14 protein-coding genes and 1 tRNA gene are annotated in these 18592 nt (G+C 72.7%); all 15 read right to left on the reverse strand.

Going from position 1 to position 18592, the window contains the following annotated elements; all coding sequences use genetic code 11:
• Positions 1 to 10: 10 nt before the first annotated feature.
• On the reverse strand, positions 11 to 2278 hold the full coding sequence (locus AB0G56_RS06295) for a hypothetical protein (protein WP_360964479.1): 2268 nt from the start codon (positions 2276 to 2278) through the stop codon (positions 11 to 13).
• Positions 2275 to 2661, reverse strand: coding sequence for a DUF6507 family protein (locus AB0G56_RS06300; RefSeq protein ID WP_360964482.1), 387 nt, complete (start codon positions 2659 to 2661; stop codon positions 2275 to 2277). Before AB0G56_RS06300 ends, AB0G56_RS06295 begins: the two co-directional genes overlap by 4 nt.
• Before the next feature lie 505 nt (positions 2662 to 3166).
• A tRNA-Leu gene (locus tag AB0G56_RS06305) sits at positions 3167 to 3254 on the reverse strand.
• 172 nt (positions 3255 to 3426) lie between these two features.
• Positions 3427 to 4617 carry a sugar phosphate isomerase/epimerase family protein gene (locus tag AB0G56_RS06310; RefSeq protein WP_360964485.1) on the reverse strand — a complete coding sequence of 397 codons (1191 nt, stop codon included), beginning with the start codon at positions 4615 to 4617 and terminating at the stop codon, positions 3427 to 3429.
• Positions 4614 to 6044, reverse strand: coding sequence for a nucleotide pyrophosphatase/phosphodiesterase family protein (locus AB0G56_RS06315; protein WP_360965197.1), 1431 nt, complete (start codon positions 6042 to 6044; stop codon positions 4614 to 4616). The genes AB0G56_RS06310 and AB0G56_RS06315 overlap by 4 nt, the downstream gene beginning before the upstream one ends.
• Before the next feature lie 95 nt (positions 6045 to 6139).
• Positions 6140 to 7309 (reverse strand): metabolite traffic protein EboE, encoded by a 1170-nt coding sequence (gene eboE / locus AB0G56_RS06320; RefSeq protein WP_360964488.1) that lies wholly within the window; start codon positions 7307 to 7309, stop codon positions 6140 to 6142.
• Between the two features lie 3 nt (positions 7310 to 7312).
• A complete protein-coding gene (locus AB0G56_RS06325; protein WP_360964491.1) occupies positions 7313 to 8161 on the reverse strand; it encodes a TatD family hydrolase in 849 nt (282 codons plus the stop codon).
• Positions 8161 to 8910: an EboA domain-containing protein gene (locus tag AB0G56_RS06330; RefSeq protein WP_360964494.1), complete on the reverse strand. Its 750-nt coding sequence runs from the start codon at positions 8908 to 8910 to the stop codon at positions 8161 to 8163. Before AB0G56_RS06330 ends, AB0G56_RS06325 begins: the two co-directional genes overlap by 1 nt.
• Positions 8907 to 9902, reverse strand: coding sequence for a sugar phosphate isomerase/epimerase family protein (locus AB0G56_RS06335; RefSeq protein ID WP_360964497.1), 996 nt, complete (start codon positions 9900 to 9902; stop codon positions 8907 to 8909). The genes AB0G56_RS06330 and AB0G56_RS06335 overlap by 4 nt, the downstream gene beginning before the upstream one ends.
• Positions 9899 to 10798 (reverse strand): SCO3242 family prenyltransferase, encoded by a 900-nt coding sequence (locus tag AB0G56_RS06340; RefSeq protein WP_360965200.1) that lies wholly within the window; start codon positions 10796 to 10798, stop codon positions 9899 to 9901. The genes AB0G56_RS06335 and AB0G56_RS06340 overlap by 4 nt, the downstream gene beginning before the upstream one ends.
• Before the next feature lie 344 nt (positions 10799 to 11142).
• The gene (locus AB0G56_RS06345) at positions 11143 to 12291 is read right to left on the reverse strand and encodes an inositol-3-phosphate synthase (RefSeq protein ID WP_360964500.1); all 1149 of its coding nucleotides are present in this window, start codon (positions 12289 to 12291) and stop codon (positions 11143 to 11145) included.
• Between the two features lie 89 nt (positions 12292 to 12380).
• The gene (locus AB0G56_RS06350) at positions 12381 to 13733 is read right to left on the reverse strand and encodes a ThuA domain-containing protein (RefSeq protein ID WP_360964503.1); all 1353 of its coding nucleotides are present in this window, start codon (positions 13731 to 13733) and stop codon (positions 12381 to 12383) included.
• A gap of 11 nt (positions 13734 to 13744) precedes the next feature.
• Positions 13745 to 16273 (reverse strand): PQQ-dependent sugar dehydrogenase, encoded by a 2529-nt coding sequence (locus AB0G56_RS06355; protein ID WP_360964506.1) that lies wholly within the window; start codon positions 16271 to 16273, stop codon positions 13745 to 13747.
• 80 nt (positions 16274 to 16353) lie between these two features.
• A complete protein-coding gene (locus AB0G56_RS06360; RefSeq protein WP_360964509.1) occupies positions 16354 to 17352 on the reverse strand; it encodes a sugar phosphate isomerase/epimerase family protein in 999 nt (332 codons plus the stop codon).
• Between the two features lie 13 nt (positions 17353 to 17365).
• Positions 17366 to 18568, reverse strand: a complete 1203-nt coding sequence (locus AB0G56_RS06365; protein WP_360964512.1) for a Gfo/Idh/MocA family oxidoreductase — start codon at positions 18566 to 18568, stop codon at positions 17366 to 17368.
• Positions 18569 to 18592: the final 24 nt, after the last annotated feature.

The raw sequence follows: 18592 nt of genomic DNA on the forward strand, positions 1-18592 counted from the left end.
CCTTCAAGAACTACTTGGCGATGGGGAGGAAGATCCTCCAGTATCCACCATTTTGCACCTCCGGATCTTGGCCCTTCGGCCGGGAGGGATAGATGCCCACTTCATCCGTCGGAGCCATGACCGGAACACCCAGTTCGTTCGCCAACTGCTGCGCCGCAGGGATATCTGCTATGCCGTCGCGAACCCGTCCTGTGTGGCAGGAAATAAGCCTGATGGGCTCTCCCGTGTAACCAGGATTGTTCCTGATAGCCTCGCCGATGTGGCTGGGGTGCACTTCCCCAGGCGGGAAATCAACTCCGGCAGCATTCTTCCTGCCAGGCATGAAGAATCCCTTGTCATTGCCGTGAACGATCACATCATGGTAGCCGTCGAGCCGTACCGTGAACTCCCGGTTCAGCTGGGTCATGCTGTCGTAGCCGATTGTAGTCAGATGCGGCTGGTGATAGACGTGGTCACCAGTCGCAAGCACGACGTCACCGTGCTCCTTGGGAGGGGCTGGGAGTTTGGATTCCGGCGCGTCCGGCGGAACATAGTCCGACCGCATGGTGTGTGCGGGATCCGGCGTATCCACCTCGCCGTGATCAGCGTCCCTGCTGGCGGAGTCATCGGCACTTCCACGGTTGGCGTGATCGGCAGCGTGCCCTTCGCCGTCAGTTCCGCCACGGCCATGGCCATGATCCGGGGCTTCGTGCCCGGCATCGCCGCCGGTGCCGTGACTTGAGCGATCCGCCGGTGATTCATGAGCGTTGTGCGGCGGCATGTTGTGGCCTTCGCCGGCCCTGCTGCCAATGTGCGGTGGAGCGTGCTGCTCGCCGCCCCCACCAACGTGCGCCTGCACCGGTTGACCGGCATGGACCGGTGTATGCGACGGCGAGGACGCGTGCGTGGGCGGCGTGAACTCGTTCCGCGCCGCGCGGTCCGCGGCCGAGGACTCGACCGGGATCGGGCTCTCGTGCGGCTTGCCCTCCGGGGTGACCATGGTGCCGTCTTCGTGGAGGACCGAGCCGTCCGGGTAGCGGACGGACTTGTCCGAGATGGTGACCGGGGCGTGCGTCTCCGGGATCTTGGGCGAATCCGCGCCGTGGAGGAAGTCGTCGGCGGCACCGGAGTGGAGTTCCCTCAGGCCCGCCATCATGTCGCCGACCTTGAGCTTGGCGAAGCCCGCGCCCTTGCCGACGTAGGTCATGGGGTCCACGAGCCGCCCGGTCCTGCCGAAGGCGTTCGCGACCTTGGCAGCACGGCCGGCCGCGGAGGCCGCCTCGCCCGCCTCGCCGGTCCTGGCGGCCAGGGAACCGGCCTTGCCGAGCTTGAGGAGAGAGCCGGCGCCGACGGTGAGGACGTTGAAGGCGACGGTGCCGCCCGCGCGGGACGGGTTCGTCCCCCACTCGTCGTAGGCGATGAGGGACTTGCCGAAGTCGCGCAGGGCCTTCTTCTGGCGGTCGGTGTCGCTGTGGTCGGCCGGGCCGAACATCTTGTCCATGGCCCAGTCGTAGGGCGTCATGATGTACGCGCTCACACCGCCGAAGACGTCCCCGATGCCCTCCCACGTCTTGGTGAAGGTGTCCCAGTCGAAGACGTTGACCATGTGGCCGAGGCCCTTGAGGGTGCCCCAGACACCGTCGACGAAGAAGCCCTTGATGGCGCCGCCCACGTTGCGCTTCGTCCAGTGCCAGGCGGCGGCCAGGCCGGTGTACTCGCGCTCGTCGACCTTGCCCCAGGGCGTGTCGTCGGCCTTGGCCGCGTCCTCGGCGTCGAAGCCGTACATGCCCTTCTTGTGCGAGCCGTCGTCGGCGATCCAGCGCGTACCGCCGACCTGGCCGTCGATCTTCGTGGCGGTCGAGCGCTCGAGTTCCTGGAACTCGCCCCAGACCCGGCCGATCTCGTGGACCAGGTGCGTGTTCTTGTCGATGTTCTTCTGGTCTTTCCGCCAGTCGTCGTCGTCCTCGATCGACTCGCGGAAGGCGGCCGCCTCACTCCTCAGCTGATCCATGCGCTGGACGAGCGGCCGGGCGTCCTTGGCGAAGGCCGACAGGGCGCCGCTGACGGTCTCCAGCTTCTCCGCGAAGGTGTCGGCCTTGTCCCGGACCGGGATGGTGGTGTGGAAGAGCTGGTCGGCTTCCGGGGCCGTGTAGCAGGACACCAGTCCCTGGAAGTCGTTGTGGACGTCCCGGCCGGTGTCACGGATGTCGGACGCGGCCTTCTTCAGTGCACCGGCGTCCTTCTCCAACTGGTCGAGGTCACCACTGAATTCGGGTATCTGGCTGAGGTCGCCGATCACTTGCCTTTGTCCCCCTCCGCCTTGACCGGAGGGAGTTTCGGGTCCGGGACGGCGTCGTGCTGGGCGTTGGCCGCCATCGTCAGGTCACCGGCGACGTACTCGGCGGTGGCCTCCGCCGCTCCGCCGATCGACTTGGCGGCGCGGGCGGGGAGATAGCGCAGGTCGTCGAACGTCTTGCCGGCGAACTCCTGCAGCGCGGCAGCGACAGGGCCCGGCGTACCACTCTTGGGCGCCACTCCCGGGGCCATCGTGCCCGCCGACTTGGCGGCACTCGCCAAACCGCTGCTGTAAGCCGTGAACGCGTCCTCGAACTTCCCTGCCGTATCCCCCGTCTTGCCGAGGACGCCGCGGACGGATTCGACTTGGATATCCCACTTGGACACGTACGACCCCGTTGTGTGTTCCGTCGACCGATGCCGCCGGTCGGCGCCGCCAGGCGATGCCGTCGACTGTGGCCCCCGCCTCCGAACTGCTCGCACATGTCTACCAAATGGCTCGCGAGGCGCACAAAGCGGTTAGCCGGTCGACAGCGAGCCTGTGACCGGATCGTGCGGCTCGCTGCCGGTTCGTGGCGATGCCGCAGCACCTTTCGCCACGAGACGCCGGTGGACTCCTTGGGCCTGGCCCCGAGCACGCTCCAGCACGCCAGGCGATCAAGAAAGCGGCACGGAAGAAGCTCGACGCACAACCGGCCGTCAGTCGACGGAAGCCACCCTCGATCGGCGTACGAACAGATTCAGCCGATCACTGAGGGTGCTGGAGGCACTGCGTTGCGCATTCAGGGAGCCTCAAGCGTCACCAGCAGCTTCGAACACGCAACGAGGGCCGCGACCGTAAGGTCGAGACCCTCGTTTCCGTATCACTGCAGCTGGTATACAGCTGGTCAGCTGGTGTCCGAGGGGGGACTTGAACCCCCACGCCCGATAAAGGGCACTAGCACCTCAAGCTAGCGCGTCTGCCATTCCGCCACCCGGACCAGGTGTCTGCCGCTTCGCGGGGTGTCCCCCGCGGCGACATGGACAACAATACCAAGGTTTCGGAGTGCGTTTCACCTGCGTATTTCCGCCCTCCGTGCGGAGGGGTGAGGCGGGGCCGGGGCCCCTCCCGTGGGCCGGGGGGAAGGGGCCGCCGCCTCCTGCAGGGGGTGGTTACCCGCGGCGCAGGGCGGAGAGGTTCTCGTAGCCGGTCCTGGCGTGGGTCAGTGACTGGGCCGGGTCGGTGGAGCTGGGCGCGTTGTCCTGTTCCACCATCGGGTTGTGGTAGTTGCGGTGGCCTACGCGGGAGAAGAACGTCGTGTAGTCGATGACGCCGGTGCCGAACGGGACCATGTCGTAGCCCTGCCCGTTGGTGGCGTTGACGACGCCGTCCTTGGCGTGGAACAGCGGGTAGCGCTTGTCGTGGCGGGCGACCAGGCCGGCCGGGTCGAAGACGTTCTGCCGGGTGGAGCCGTCGTGGGCGGTGTAGGTGCGGAACTTGTACTGGGCCACGTGCGCCCAGAAGACGTCCATCTCCAGCCAGACCAGCTTCGGATCGGTGACCGACAGGAAGTACTCCAGCTTGCGGATGCCGGAGGAGCGGGTGGGGCGGCCCTGGGCGTCGAGCGGGCCGCCGTCCAGGAGGAAGCCGTAGGCGGCGTCGTGGTTGTGGGTGTAGAGCTTGATCCCGGCGCGGCGGGCGATCTCGCCGAGGGCGTTCCACTTGTCGGCGGCCACGTCCCAGTCGGCCCGGTAGGAGCTGCCGGTGGGATCGCCGCCGGTGCCCATGTGATCCATGCCGAGGATGTTCGCGATCTCCAGGTGCTTCTTGAAGGTGTCCAGGTCAGCGGGGGTGAGCGGCCAGGACCCCGGGATGAAGCCGTGGTTTCCCTGGGCGCGCAGGCCGTACTCGTCGAGCCAGCGGCGCAGCAGCCGGGCGCCCGCGGCGTTCTCCAGGTCCGCGCCGCCGGGGGCGTTGGTGTGCTGGCCGTAGCCGGCGAACTCGACCTGCCGGTAGCCGAAGCGGGCGAGCTGTCCGAAGACGGCGCGGAAACCGGAGGGCAGGCTGGTCGAGAGCGGGTCGCGGCCGGTGGCGTCCCGGACGGTGTAGAGGATGATGCCGCGCTTGTCCGCGGGGACGAGGGCGTGGCCCCTGCCGTGGTCGTGGCCTTCGCCGGGGCCCCGGTCGGCCGCCTGGACGGGGGCGGCGCCGAGGACGGGGGCGGCGATCGCGCCGGCCGCCACGGCGGTGCAGGTGCTCAGGAAGCCGCGGCGGCCGATGCCGAGGCTGCGGCGCAGCCGGTCGTCGGTGCCGGGGGCGGTCGACGGGGCGGTTGCCTGGTCGGTCGGCTGGGTCTCGTTCACGGGTGCCTCTTTCCGGGCTGGTGGGCGGGGGTGCCGGGGGTGTGGAGACCGGCGAGGTCGAGCAGGAGTGACTTCACGTCGGTGGCCGCGAGGCGGCCGCCGACGGCGCGGGGGGTGGAGCAGATGAGGAGCGGACCTTCGTCGTCGCTCGCGGGGAGGCGGCCGTGGCTGCCGCGGATCGGGGAGGCGTCGAGGGGGACGACCGCCATGCGGTAGCGCAGGCCGAGTTTCTTGCGGGCCAGGGCGCCGGCCGCCTTGACCTTCACGTACGGGTCGTGCGGGTCCATGAACAGTTCGACCGGGTCGTAGCCGGGTTTGCGGTGGATCTCGACGAGCCGGGCGAAGTCGGGGGCGCGGTCGTCGTCGAGCCAGTAGTAGTACGTGAACCAGGCGTCCGGTTCGGCCACGGCGACGAGTTCGCCCGAGCGCGGGTGGTCGAGGTGGTGGGCCTTCTTGCCCTCGTCGCCCAGGAGCCGTTCGATGCCGGGCAGGCCTTCGAGCGCCGCCCGGGTGGCCGCGAGGTCCTCGGGGCGGCGCACGTAGACGTGGGCGATCTGGTGGTCGGCGACGGCGAAGGCGCGCGACGCCATCGGATCGAGGTACTCCATGCCGTCCTGGGTGTGCACCTCCAGCAGGCCGGCGCGGCGCAGGGCGCGGTTGATGTCGACGGGCCGGTCGGCGCGGGTGATGCCGTACTCGGACAGGGCGACGACGGTACGGCCCTCGGCGCGGGCGTCGGCGAGCAGCGGGGCCAGGGCGGCGTCCAGGTCGGCGGCGGCCTTCAGGGAGCGCGGGTCGTCGGGGCCGTGGCGCTGGAGGTCGTAGTCGAGGTGCGGGAGGTAGCAGAGGGTGAGGTCGGGGTGACGGGTGCGGTTGATGTGGCGGGTGGCGTCGATGATCCACCGGCTGGAGACGAGATCGGCGCCCGGTCCCCAGAAGTGGAACAGCGGGAAGGTGCCGAGGCGCTCGGTCAGCTCGTCGTGCAGCGCGGGCGGCCGGGTGTAGCAGTCGGGTTCCTTGCGGCCGTCGGCGTAGTAGACGGGACGCGGGGTGACGGTGATGTCGGTGTCGGCGCCCATCGCGTACCACCAGCAGATGTTGGCGACGGTGTAGCCGGGGTGTGCGCGGCGGGCGGCGTCCCACAGTTTGTCGCCGGACACGAGGCCGTTGTGCTGGCGCCACAGCAGGACGTCGCCGAGTTCGCGGAAGTACCAGCCGTTGCCGACGATGCCGTGTTCGCTCGGCATCGTGCCGGTCAGGAAGGTGGACTGGGCGGCGCAGGTGACGGCGGGCAGGACGGTGCCGAGCGGGGCGTGGGAGCCGGAGTCGGCGAGGGCCCGCAGGTGGGGCATGTGGGCCAGGAGCCGCGGGGTGAGTCCGACGACGTCCAGGACGAGCAGCGGGGTCGGTTCGTCGGAGCGGGGCACCGAGGTCTGCGCGGCTTCTTCGGGACGGGGCGGCGCGGTTCCCGCGGCTTCTTCGGGGCGGGGCGGCGCGGTTCCGGCGGCTTCTTCGGGGCGGGTCACGGCAGTTCCTTCAGGCCGAGGTCGGTCAGCAGGTCGCGGGCGAGGGCGAGTTCGGCGGCGATGCCGTCGGCGAGCTGGGCGCGGGCGCGGGGCCGCAGCGCGGGCGGGAGCGCCTGCCAGGTGTAGGTCTCGACCTCCAGGTGGCGGGTGAGGGGGTGCGGGCCGCCGGCCAGCCGGGTCAGCGCGCTCTTCAGGACGGGCAGGGTGGCGGTGAGGGGCGCGGCGGGGGCGGCGTGCAGGGGGACGTGGAAGTGGGCGCGCCAGGGCACGCCGTCGGGGAGGGCTTGGGTGCGCAGGGCTTCGCCGAGGTCGTCGGTGCCGTGCGGGCCGCCCGCGGTGCGGGCGCGGGTCTGGTGCAGGAAGCGGGGCTCGTCGAAGGCGGCGAGGGCGGCGCGGACCTCGGGGCGGTGCGGCTGCTCGGCGTGCAGGGCGGCGGACAGCTGGGTCTTGACGACGGGGACGCCGGCCGCGGTCAGGGCGTCCAGGGCGGTGTGCGGGTCCTCGAAGGAGGTGGCGAGGTGGCACGTGTCGACGCAGATGCCGATGCGGTCGTGGCCGATCTCGGTCAGCGGGGCGATGGCGTCGTGCGTGGTCTCGACGACGCAGCCGGGCTCGGGTTCCAGGCCGACGCGCAGGGAGCGGCCGGTGAGCTCCTGGAGGGCGTCGAGGCGTTCGCCGAGGGTGCGCAGGGCGGTACGGGCCCGGGCGGCCCGTGCCTCGTCGTGGGCGGTGCGCCAGGCGAGCGGCAGGGTGGAGATGGTGCCCTCGGTGACGTCGTCGGGCAGGAGGCCGGCGAGGACGCGGGCGAGGGCGGTGGTGTGGTCGAGGCGTTCCGCGTCGGCCCAGTCGGGCCGGTACACGCGGTACTTGACCTGCTCGGCGCCGAAACCCTCGTAGGGGAAGCCGTTGAGGGTGACGACCTCCAGGCCGCGCCGGTCGAGTTCGGAGCGCAGGCCGCGCAGCGCGGACGGGTCGGTGACGAGGGTGCGGGCGGCGTCGCGGGCCAGCCAGAGGCCGATGCCGAGCCGGTCGCGGCCGAGGCGGCGGCGGACGGGCTCGCAGTGGTCGCGGAGCTGGGCGAGGACGCCGTCGAGGGTCTCGGCGGGGTGGACGTTGGTGCAGTAGGCGAGGTGGACGGTGGAGCCGTCGGGGTGCCGGAACCGCATCGCTCACTCCCCGCCGCGCAGCACGGAGTTTCCCTCGTGGGTGGCGCCGGGCCGGGGGACGTCGAGGTCGAGGCGTCCGCTGAGGCCGTAGAAGGCGACCGGGTTGCGCCACAGCACGCGGTCGACGTCGTCCTCGGTGAAGCCCTCGGCGAGCATCAGGTCGGCGACCTTGCGGGTCTTGAGCGGGTCGCTGCGGCCCCAGTCGGCGGCCGAGTTGACCAGTACCTTCTCGGGGCCGTACTCCCGCAGCAGGGCCACCATCCGGGGCTCGTCCATCTTGGTGTCGGGGTAGACGGAGAAGCCGAGCCAGCAGCCGCTGTCCTTGGCCTCCTTGACGGTGGTCTCGTTGAGGTGGTCGACCAGGACGTGGTCGGCGGGCAGCGCGGACTCGGCGACGGCGTCGAGGGTGCGGCGCAGTCCGGCGAGCTTGTCGCGGTGCGGGGTGTGGACGAGCGCGGGCAGGCCGTGGTCGGCGGCGAGCTGGAGCTGGGCGGCGAGGGCGGTGTCCTCGGCGGGTGTCATGGAGTCGTAGCCGATCTCGCCGACGGCGACGACGCGGTCCTTGACCAGGTAGCGGGGCAGTTCGTCGAGGACCGGGGCACAGCGGGGGTCGTTGGCCTCCTTGGGGTTCAGGGCGAGCGTGCAGTGGTGGGCGATGCCGTACTGGGCGGCGCGGAAGGGTTCCCAGCCGAGGAGGGAGTCGAAGTAGTCGTAGAAGGAGGCGGGCGAGGTGCGGGGCTGGCCGAGCCAGAAGGCGGGTTCGACGACGGCGCGGACACCGGCGGCGTGCAGGGCCTCGTAGTCGTCGGTGGTCCTGGACGTCATGTGGATGTGGGGGTCGAGGATGCGCATCAGGACTCCTTGCCGTGGGGGTCGGCCGGGGCCGGGCAGTGAGCGTCGTCGGGCGCGCCGGGGCCGGGGGGCGGGGCGGCCGGGTCGGCCGGGTCGGTCAGGGTCAGGACGCGGTGCAGGTCCTCGGGTACGGCGCGGCCGGCGGCGGTGCGTTCGGCCGCGTGGTCGCCGAGCATGCGGGCGAGTTCGGCGTCACCGTGGGCGCGGCGGGCCAGGTCGGCGACGTGGGCCACGGGCACGCCGGTGAACAGGCACTTCAGGACGGCGTGCCGCCAGGCGTGCGGCGGAAGGTGCCGGGCGGCGTACGGACCGACGGCGGCGGCGAGCAGGCGGGTGTCGTTGGTGCGCAGCGCGTCCTCGACGAGCGGCAGGGCGTCGGGGCCGGGCACGAGGTGGTCCAGGGCGTGCAGCACGGCGCGGCGCTCGTCGGCGGTGCCCTGGCGGTAGACACGGGTCAGGGCGTCGGGGGCGGCGCGGGCCGCACGCAGGATGAGGACGCGCGCGGCGTCGGCGTGGGCCGGGCCGCAGCGGCGGCCCGCCTCGGCGAGGCGCAGTTCCCAGACGGAGATGGGTCCGTGGCCGCCGGGGTGGGCGGCGGCTTCGTCGAGCGCCTGGTCGAGCCAGGCCCGGGCGGTGCCGGTGAGTCCCGCGTCGGGGAGGTGGCGCGGCCCGTCGGGCAGGACCGGGGTGGCGTCGGCCGCCTGGGTGCGGGTGCGGGGGGCGCGGGGGTCGTGGTGCGGTCGGGTCATCGGGGGCTCCCTTCGGCTGCGGCGGGAGGGGTGTGCTCGGGTGCGGCGGGAGGGGTGTGCCCCGGCACGGCGCGAGGGATGGGCCCCGGCACGGCACGAGGGATGGGCCCCGGCACGGGGCGCGGGGGGAGCCGTCGTCGCGCGTGGGGCGCGGCGCGGTGCAGGAACGGCAGGGAGAGCGCGGCGTGGCGCGGGCCGGCGTGCGAGTGGCGGGGCAGTTCCACGACGGTCAGTCCCTGGTAGCCGGTGGCGGCCAGGGCCGCGAGGACGGGCGGGAAGTCGATCTCGCCGTCCCCGAACGGCAGGTGCTCGTGGACGCCCCGGCGCATGTCCTCGATCTGGACGTGCCGCAGCCAGGGGGCCGCGGCCGTCACGCACTCCGCCGGCGGGAGCGGTTCGAGGCACTGGCAGTGGCCGATGTCGAGGGTGAGGCCGAGGTGTTCCGGGTCGCCGAGGGTGCGGCGCAGCCGGTGGAAGCCGGCGAGGGTGGCGAGGAGGTGTCCGGGTTCGGGTTCGACGGCGAGCGGGACGCCCGAGGCGGTGGCGGCGTCCAGGACGGGGGTCAGTGACTCGGCCAGCCGCTCCCAGGCCGTGTCCTCGTCGGTGCCGGGCGGCACGGGGCCGCTGAAGCAGTGCACGGCGTGGGCGCCGAGGTCGACGGCGACGCGGACGGCCCGCAGCAGCAGGTCGACGCGCCGGGCGCGGCCGTCCGGGTCGGGGTCCAGGAGCGAGGGGCCGTGTTTGCGGCGCGGATCGAGCACGTAGCGGGCGCCCGTCTCGACCGTGACCCGCAGGCCGAGGGCGTCCAGCCGGCGCGCGACCTTGCGGGTGCGGGCGGCGAGGTGAGGGGTGAGCGGGTCGAGGTGCATGTGGTCGAGGGTCAGTCCGACGCCGTCGTAGCCGAGGTCGGCGAGGAGGGCGAGGGCGTCGTCGAGGCGGAGGTCGGTGAGGCCGTTGGTGCCGTAACCGAAGCGCAGGCCGTCCGGGGTCATGTGACGCTCACCTTCTTCGCGAAGCGGCGGGCGAGAGGGGCCAGGGCCGCGGTGAGCAGGGCGGTGACCGGTGCGCCCGCGCGGGCGGTCAGCGCCGACTGGAGCGGGATCGTGGCGCGGATGCCGCTGCCGACGGCGCGTTGGAGGAGGGGCGGCGACGGGTTGAGGGCGGCGTGGAGATAGGGGCGCAGGGAGGTGGCGGCGTAGGCGGTGGCGAGGAGGGCGGGAAGGGTGCCCGGTGGGGTGAGGGCGGGGTGGGACAGCGGAGTGGGGACGGGTGCGGGGCTGGGCAGCGGAGTGGGGGTCGGTGCGGGACTGGGCGGGCGGTGCAGCAGGGCGGTCAGTGCGGTGGTGGTGGCCAGTGCCGCCAGGGGGACGGCCGGTGCGCCGCCGGTGGTCTCGCGGCGGGACACCGCGGTCACCGCGAGGGTGTGGGTGGCGAGCAGGGCGGCCGACGGGAGGGCCGGGCGGGCGCGGCCGGTGGTGACGGCGGCGCCCAGGAGCAGGTCCAGTCCGCGGGCCGCGGCCATGGCGAGGGGGCCCGCCGCGGTGCGCTTGAGGCCCAGGTCGTACGCCCAGACGGTGCCGGCGAGCGGTACGGCGACGGCCAGCGCGGGGCGCCCGGCGCGGGCCGCCACGGCCAGGCCCGCCGCGGTGAGCGCGCCGGCCGCGGTGAGGGCGGCGGCGGGGCGGACGCGGCCGGAGGGCAGGGGCCGGTGGGGGCGTTCCCGGGCGTCCTCGGCACGGTCGGCCCAGTCGTTGAGGGCCATGCCCGCCTCGTACAGGCACAGGGCGGAACCGACGGCGAGCAGCGTACGCGGCCCGACCCGCCCGACCGCGGCCGCGCCCGCGAGGGCGTCGCCCGGGACGGTGAAGAGCGCGGGCAACCGCAGCAGCTCGGCCCAGGCACGGCCCCGCCCCGCGAGGCCCGCCGATCCGGTGCGGGCCGCCGATCCCGGCCGGACCGCCGGACCAGTGCGGGCCGCCGGGCCGCTCCGTTCCGCCGAGCCTTCCGGGGCACATGGGACCGCCTGGCCGATCGCGGCCGATCCGCCGATCGGGTTCGACCGAACACGGCGGTCAGACCGGTCCGCGGCGCCCGCTGGACCCGGCTGCCCCGCTGGGCCCGCCGGGGCAGCCGGGACCCCCCGGCCCGCCGGGTCCGTATCCCCCGCCGATCCGGTGCCGGCCGCCGATCCCGTCCGCCCCGCCGGACCACTCCCCGCGCCCCGTCCCCCGTTCACCACTGCTCTCCCTCTCCCTCTCCCCCAGTCGGCGTTCGCAGGCGGGCGGCCAGGCGGGCGAGGTCGGCGTACTGTTCCGTGAGGCCCGCCGGGCCGTCGCCCAGGGGGTCCTTGAAGTAGAAGCCGAGTTCGCGCAGGGGGCCGGACAGGCCTGCCTCGTGGGCGCGGGCGGTCAGGCGGGCCAGGTCCAGGACGAGGGGGGCCGCCAGCGCCGAGTCGCAGCCCTGCCAGATGGTCTGGAGCACCATGCGGGTGCCGAGGAAGCCGTCGAAGGCGATGTGGTCCCAGGCGGTCTTCCAGTCGCCGAGCGCGGGAACGTCGTCGATGTGCACCTCGCCCTGCGGGGCGTGGCCTAGGGTGTCGGCCAGGACGCGTTCCTTGCCGGCGTTCTTGGCCGCGGCGGCGGCCGGGTCGGCCAGGGCGGCGCCGTCGCCGCCGCCGAGCAGGTTGGTGCCCGACCAGGCCCGTACGGCGAGCGCGCGCTGCGCGAACATCGGGCCGAGCACGGAACGCAGCAGGGTCTGGCCGGTCTTGCCGTCGCGGCCCGCGTACGGCAGGCCGCTCGCCTCCGCGGCCCCGGCCAGCGCGGGGTGGTGCAGGCCGGTGGACGGGGTGAAGTTGACGTAGGGACAGCCCGCGCGCAGGGCCGCCGCCGCGTACAGGGAACTCGGCGGCAGGGCCGTGCCGGAGGGCGGGGGTTCGGTGGAGGCCACGTTCACGACGACGGCGCGGGCCACGCCCGTGCGGCGTACGAAGTCCTGGATGTCGGCGGCGAAGGCGGCGGTCAGTTCCTCCTCGTCGCGCAGGTCGCCGGACAGTGGTCCACCGGTTCTGATCTCCCGGTCGGCGGCGGCGAGTTCGGCCGTCACGGCGGTGGTGACGCCGTACGGGAGGACGCCGGCGGCGGTCAGTGCCTCGGCCCGTTTGGGCAGGGGGCAGTCCGTGGTGTCGTGGCCGCCGAAGACCAGGGACGACAGGGGTGGCAGGCCGGTGCCGGTGAAGACCGGGGTCTCGGTGAGCAGGCCCGTGGGTGGGTGCAGCCGCGCGGCGAGGGCGGCGCAGCCCGCGACGACGGTCGTCGCGACGGAGCCGCGCGCCCCGATCAGCCAGACGCCGACGGGACGGTGGGGGAAGGACGCGGACATGGGCAGCCTCCTGTCACGGGACACCGGAAGAGATCGGACGGACGACGGTGACGGCGGGCGGGGGTCCGGCGTCCCCCGCCCGCCGTCGTTCAGTGGCCGCGCGGCGCGTGGGCCGCGGGCAGTTCCCTGATCCGGATGTTCCGGAAGGACACCTGGTCGTCGGGGCCGTGGTTCTGGATGCCGATGTGTCCGTCGGTCAGGCTCCGGGCCGGATCGGTGTTGGTGAAGTCGTTGATCCTGACGCCGTTGAGGAACACCCGCAGGTGTTCGCCCTCGACGCGGATCTCGTACGTGTTCCACTCCCCCGGCGGGTTCAGCGCGCGGTCGCGCCGGGCCAGGTCGGCGGACTGGAAGCCGTAGACCGAGCCGGTGGTCTTCTCGGGTACGTCGGTGGCGTCGATCTGGATCTCGTAGCCGTTGTCCACCGCCGACCAGGGGTCGTCCGAGGGCGGGAAGCCCACGAACACACCGGAGTTGTCGTCGCCGGCCATCCTCCAGTCCAGCTTCAGCGAGTACGAGGAGAAGCCGGAGGCCGCGTACCAGAGCAGGCCCATGCCGCCGGTCGACGACAGGGTGCCGTCGTCGTCCAGGAGGAAGGTGCCGGGGCCCGCCTGTTTCCAGCCGTCGAGGGAGGCGGCGGCACCGTCGAAGAGCGGACGGTAGCCGTTCTCCGGGCGGCAGTCGGCCTGGGCGGCGCCGGTGGCGTACCGTATCCCGCCGAGCAGGTGGGCGCGGAAGGCCGGGTCGGCGTACGACTCCTCGGTGTGGCCGCCGCCGGTGTAGAAGGAGCGGCCGCCCTGGTAACTCTGGCACCAGGCGATCGGGTGGTCGCCGTTCATGGTGGCGCCGGTGTACGACGACTCGTCCAGGGAGGCGAGGACGTGGACCTTCTCGCGCGGGTCGGAGCGGTAGTCGTACCACTCGTCGGTGCGGTTCCAGGTCCCGGGCAGGTGCGAGGTCGCCGGGTGGGCGCGGTCCTCGACGTTCACCCGGGCCGGCTGGATCGCCGGGTGGGACTTGAACCAGGCGCCGACGAGCCCGCCGTAGAACGTCCAGTCGTACTCGGTGTCGGCGGCGGCGTGGATGCCGACGTAGCCGCCGCCGTGGTGGATGTACTGCTCGAACGCCTTCTGCTGCCGTGCGTCGAGCACCTCACCGGTCGTCGACAGGAACACGACGGCCCGGTAGCGGCGCAGGTTGGCGGGGGTGAAGGCCCGTGCGTCCTCGGTGGCGTCGACGGCGAAGCCGCTTCGCCCGCCCAGTTCCCTGACGGCGGCGATCCCCGCGGGGATCGAGTCGTGCCGGAAGCCGGCGGTCTTCGAGAAGACCAGGATGCGTGCGCCGTCGTCGTGGGCGTGCGCGGAGGCCGGGGCGCAAAGAGAGCCGAGCAGCAGGGCCGTGCCCGTGACGGCCGTGGTGAGCCGGCCGGTGGAGCGCTTCATGTGTCCTCCCCTCAGCCGGTGGTGAAGACGAAGTCGTCCACGTCGAAGAGGGCTCCGGTGCCGCCCTTGAAGACGAGGTAGAGCGTGGTGGTGCCCCTGGGGGCGCGGGACAGGGCGGCGCTGACGTCCTGGAAGGTCTCCCAGCCGCCGGTCACCGGCACGGTGGCCTTGCCGAGAAGGGTGCCCTTCGGGGAGCCGGCCCTGACCTCCAGGGTGCCGCCGGCGCCGCCGGAGGAGATCCGTGCGGTGATCTTCTGGGCGTTGCTCAGGACGTAGGGCGTGAAGGAGATCCAGTCGCCGTTGTCGATGTCGCCGACCGTCTTGCCGCCGTGGGCGCTCGTCTTGGCGACGACGGAGACGCCGGAGGAGTCGCTGAAGTGCTCGGCCTGCCGGTGGCGGGGCTGGGTGACGTTGCGGTCGTGGGTGGTCAGCGGGGCCTGGCCGCCGCCTCCGTTGTCGGTGTACTGGGCGTCGAACACGCCGAAGATGTTGGCGTTCTCGTCGTGGCCGCCGTCGGCGCTGGTCTGGATGGTGCCGGAGCAGCCCTGCGCGGAGGTCAGCGGGTGGCCGTGGGTGTCGTGGCCGAGGACGAAGGTGACGGTGACCTTGGAGCAGTCGACGGCCTTGCCGTCCTCGGGGTCGGTGACCTTCACCTTGAAGGGGACGGCGTCACCGAAGCTGAACAGCTGGCCGTCCTCGGGGAGTTGCAGTGTCACCTCGGGCGCGGTGTTGCCGACGACGACCTGCACGCTCGCGCTGCCGGTGCGCCCGGAGGTGTCCTTGGCGGTCAGGGTGGCGGTGTAGGTGCCGTTCTTCTTGTACTTGTGCGTGGGGTTCGCCGTCGTGGCGGTGGCGCCGTCGCCGAAGTCCCAGCTGTAGGTGAGCGCGTCGCCGTCCTGGTCACTGCTGCCCGCGGAGGAGAAGCCGACCTTCATCGGTGCCTGGCCGGAGGTGCGGTCGGCGGCTGCCTGGGCGACCGGGGAGTGGCCGTCGGTGGCGTTCTCGATGCGGTACAGGCCGGAGTTGTCGTCCCCGCCGAACCAGGAGGTGCCGTAGTCGAGGACGTACAGCGCGCCGTCGGGGCCGAAGGCCATGTCCATCACCTGGGTGCCGGTCCAGGGGACGGGGTTGATGGACTGCACGGTGCCGTTGTCGTCGCTGGCGATCCGCTTGATCCAGCGTCGCCCGAACTCACCGGCGAAGAAGTTCCCGTCGTAGGCCTCGGGGAACTTGACGGGCGAGTCGAGGGCGGGGTCGTAGTGGTAGACCGGGCCGCCCATCGGGGATTCGGAGCCGTCGCCGAACTCGGGTACGGACGGGCCGTCGTACGGGATCCAGGCGGGCTGGGCCGGGGGCAGGTCGGTCAGGCCGGTGTTGTGCGGGGAGGTGTTCTTCGGTGCGGCGCAGTCGAAGCTCGCGCCGGACGCCTTGGTCGCGAAGTCGTAATCGACGTAGGCGTCGTTGGCGCCGGTGCAGTACGGCCAGCCGAAGTTGCCGGGGCCGGTGACGCGGGCGAACTCGACCTGGCCGGCCGGGCCGCGCTTGGGGTCGGCCGCACCCGCGTCGGGGCCGTAGTCGCCGACGTAGAGGATGCCGGTCTTCTTGTCGACGCTGAAGCGGAACGGGTTGCGGAAGCCCATCGCGTAGATCTCCGGCCGGGTCTTGGGCGTGCCCGGCGCGAAGAGGTTGCCGTCCGGGACGGCGTAGGAGCCGTCCGCGTTGACCTTGATGCGCAGGATCTTGCCGCGCAGGTCGTTGGTGTTGCCGGCCGAGCGCTGGGCGTCGAAGGCGGGGTTGCGGTCCGGCCGTTCGTCCAGCGGCGAGAAGCCGTCCGACTGGAACGGGTTGGAGTCGTCGCCGGTGGACAGGTACAGGTTGCCCGCCGCGTCGAAGTCGATGTCTCCGCCGACGTGGCAGCAGATGCCGCGCGAGGTCTGGACGTCGAGGATCTTCTTCTCGCTGGCCGCGTCCAGGGTGCCGTCCGTCTTCAGGACGAAGCGGGAGAGCCGGTTGACGCCGTCGAAGGGTGCGAAGTCGGCGGCGGTGCCGGTCTCGGGGGCGTCGCCCGCGGGGGTGCTGAGCGGCGGCGCGTAGTAGAGGTACACGAACCGGTTGGCGGTGAAGTCCGGGTCGACGCCGACGCCTTGCAGTCCTTCCTCGTCGTGGGAGTACACGTCGAGCCTGCCGGCGACGCGGGTGTTGCCCGCGGCGTCGGTGAGGCGGAGGGTGCCGTCGCGGGAGGTGTGCAGGACGGAGCGGTCGGGCAGGACGGCGAGCGACATGGGCTCGCCGACCTCGGCCGCGCCCTTGGCGAGGGCGACCTGCTGGAAGTCCTCGGCGGGTGCCTGCGCGGTGTTCTGGCCGGTCTTCTCGCCGGCGACGGCTGCGCCGGCCTGGGGTGCGGCGAGGGTCAGGGACGCGCCCGCGAGCAGGGCGCCGCTGAGCAGGGCGACCGCCTTGCGGAAGGACGGGCGCCGGCGTGCGGCGGTCGCGGGTCGGTCGGGGCCGGTGGTGCGGGTGGTGCGGTCGTTCCCGTGCACGGATGCCTCCATCGATGGGGCCGGTCGTACGGGTGGGTGCGTGCGCCGGGATGCGCCGTCATCCCGGAGGAGGGAAGAGGTCAGTTGCCGAACGCCGCGTCGAAGGAGGCGGACGGCGGCTCGAAGTCGTAGGCCTTGAGGCGGGTCAGGGCCTCGGGGGCGCCCTGGAGCCGGTCCATGCCGGCGTCCTCCCACTCGACGGAGACGGGTCCCGCGTACCCGATGGAGCGCAGCATCCGGAACACGTCCTCCCAGGGGACGGCGCCGTGCCCGGCCGACACGAAGTCCCAGCCGCGGCGCGGGTCGCCCCACGGCAGGTGGGAGCCGAGCCGGCCGTTGCGCCCGTCGAGCCGGGTGCGGGCCTCCTTGCAGTCGACGTGGTAGATCCGGTCGCGGAAGTCCCACAGGAAGCCGACCGGGTCGAGGTCCTGCCACACGAAGTGGGAGGGGTCGAAGTTCAGGCCGAAGGCGGGCCGGTGGCCGACGGCGTCCAGGGCGCGGTGGGTGGTCCAGTAGTCGTAGGCGATCTCGCTGGGGTGGACCTCGTGGGCGAACCGCACGCCCTCGGCGTCGAAGACGTCCAGGATCGGGTTCCAGCGGGCGGCGAAGTCCTCGTAGCCGCGTTCGATCATCGACTCGGGGGCGGGCGGGAACATGGCGACCAGGTGCCAGATCGCGGAGCCCGTGAACCCGATGACGGTGTCGACGCCGAAGGCGGCGGCGGCCCGCGCGGTGTCCTTCATGCGCGTGGCGGCCCGCTGCCGTACGCCCTCCGGTTCCCCGTCGCCCCACACCGCGTCGGGCAGGATCGCCCGGTGGCGTTCGTCGATGATGGCGTCGCACACGGCCTGGCCGACCAGGTGGTTGGAGACGGCCCAGCACTTCAGGCCGTACTTGTCGAGCAGGTCGTGCCGGGAGGCGAGGTAGGCGGGCTCGGTGAGGGCCTTGTCGACCTCGAAGTGGTCGCCCCAGCAGGCGAGTTCGAGGCCGTCGTAGCCGAAGTCGCGGGCGAGGCGGCAGACCTCCTCCAGGGGCAGGTCGGCCCACTGGCCGGTGAAGAGCGTGAACGGGCGCGGCATGTCGCTGGCCTCCTCAGACGGCTACGGGGGTGTAGACGGAGTTCTTGGCGGCGCTCTCCTCCACGGCGGCGAGCACCCGCTGCACCTGGAGCCCGTCGGCGAAGGACGGCTCGGCGCCGGTGCCCTCGGCGACGGCGTGGACGAGGTCGCGGGCCTGGTGGACGAAGGTGTGCTCGTAGCCGAGGCCGTGGCCCGGCGGCCACCAGGCCTCCAGGTAGGGGTGACCGGGCTCGGTGACCAGGATGCGGCGGAATCCGGCGTGCTCACCGGGTTCGGTGCCGTCGTGGAACCACAGTTCGTTGAGCCGTTCCAGGTCGAAGGCGAGCGAGCCGCGTTCGCCGTTGAGTTCGATGCGCAGGGCGTTCTTGCGGCCGGTGGCGTAGCGGGTGGCCTCGAAGGAGGCGAGGGCCCCGGAGCCGAACCGGCCGGTGAACAGGGCGGCGTCGTCGACGGTGACCTGCCCTGTGGCGGGGGCGGTGGCGGGTGCGGTGCCGGCGGCGACGGGCAGCGGCCGTTCCCGTACGAAGGTCTCGGTGAGCGCGGACACGCCGGCCAGGGTCTCGCCCGCCAGGTACTGCCCGAGGTCGACGATGTGCGCGCCCAGGTCGCCGAGCGAGCCGGATCCGGCGAGTTCCCTGCGCAGCCGCCAGGTCAGCGGGAAGCCGGGGTCGACGAGCCAGTCCTGGAGGTAGGTGACCCGGACGTGGCGCAGGGTGCCGAGCCTGCCCTGGGCGACCATCCGCCGGGCCAGTGCGGCGGCCGGGACGCGCCGGTAGTTGAAGCCGACCATGGCCACCTGGCCGCGGGCGCGGGCGGCTTCGGCGGCCCGGGTCATCTCCTCGGCCTCGGCGACCGTGTTCGCGAGCGGTTTCTCGCACAGGACGTGCTTGCCCGCGGCCAGCGCGGCCAGCGCGATCTCGGCGTGGCTGTCGCCCGGGGTGCAGACGTCGACGAGGTCGATGTCGTCGCGGGCGATCAGGTCCCGCCAGTCGGTCTCGGCGCGGGCCCAGCCGTACCGGTCGGCGGCGGCGCGCACGGCGACCGGGTCCCGGCCGCAGATCGCGGCGAGCACCGGGTGCCTGGGCAGGTCGAAGACGCGGCCCACGGTGCGCCAGCCCTGGGAGTGGGCGGCGCCCATGAAGGCGTAGCCGACCATGCCGACGCGCAGCGGCGGCTTCGCTCGTGCCGCGCCGTCTGACTGCTGCGGCTGTCCCATACGGAGGTCCTCCTCGTCGTCGTG

Source organism: Streptomyces sp. NPDC021356, assembly GCF_040641015.1.
Classification (GTDB): domain Bacteria; phylum Actinomycetota; class Actinomycetes; order Streptomycetales; family Streptomycetaceae; genus Streptomyces.

Excerpts from the sequence above, each read along its gene's own strand:
- eboE (WP_360964488.1), bottom strand. The coding sequence starts at position 7,309 with ATGCGGTTCCGGCACCCCGACGGCTCCACCGTCCACCTCGCCTACTGC.
- AB0G56_RS06325 (WP_360964491.1), bottom strand. The coding sequence starts at position 8,161 with ATGCGCATCCTCGACCCCCACATCCACATGACGTCCAGGACCACCGAC.
- AB0G56_RS06330 (WP_360964494.1), bottom strand. The coding sequence starts at position 8,910 with ATGACCCGACCGCACCACGACCCCCGCGCCCCCCGCACCCGCACCCAG.
- AB0G56_RS06335 (WP_360964497.1), bottom strand. The coding sequence starts at position 9,902 with ATGACCCCGGACGGCCTGCGCTTCGGTTACGGCACCAACGGCCTCACC.
- AB0G56_RS06345 (WP_360964500.1), bottom strand. The coding sequence starts at position 12,291 with ATGTCCGCGTCCTTCCCCCACCGTCCCGTCGGCGTCTGGCTGATCGGG.
- AB0G56_RS06350 (WP_360964503.1), bottom strand. The coding sequence starts at position 13,733 with ATGAAGCGCTCCACCGGCCGGCTCACCACGGCCGTCACGGGCACGGCC.
- AB0G56_RS06360 (WP_360964509.1), bottom strand. The coding sequence starts at position 17,352 with ATGCCGCGCCCGTTCACGCTCTTCACCGGCCAGTGGGCCGACCTGCCC.
- AB0G56_RS06365 (WP_360964512.1), bottom strand. The coding sequence starts at position 18,568 with ATGGGACAGCCGCAGCAGTCAGACGGCGCGGCACGAGCGAAGCCGCCG.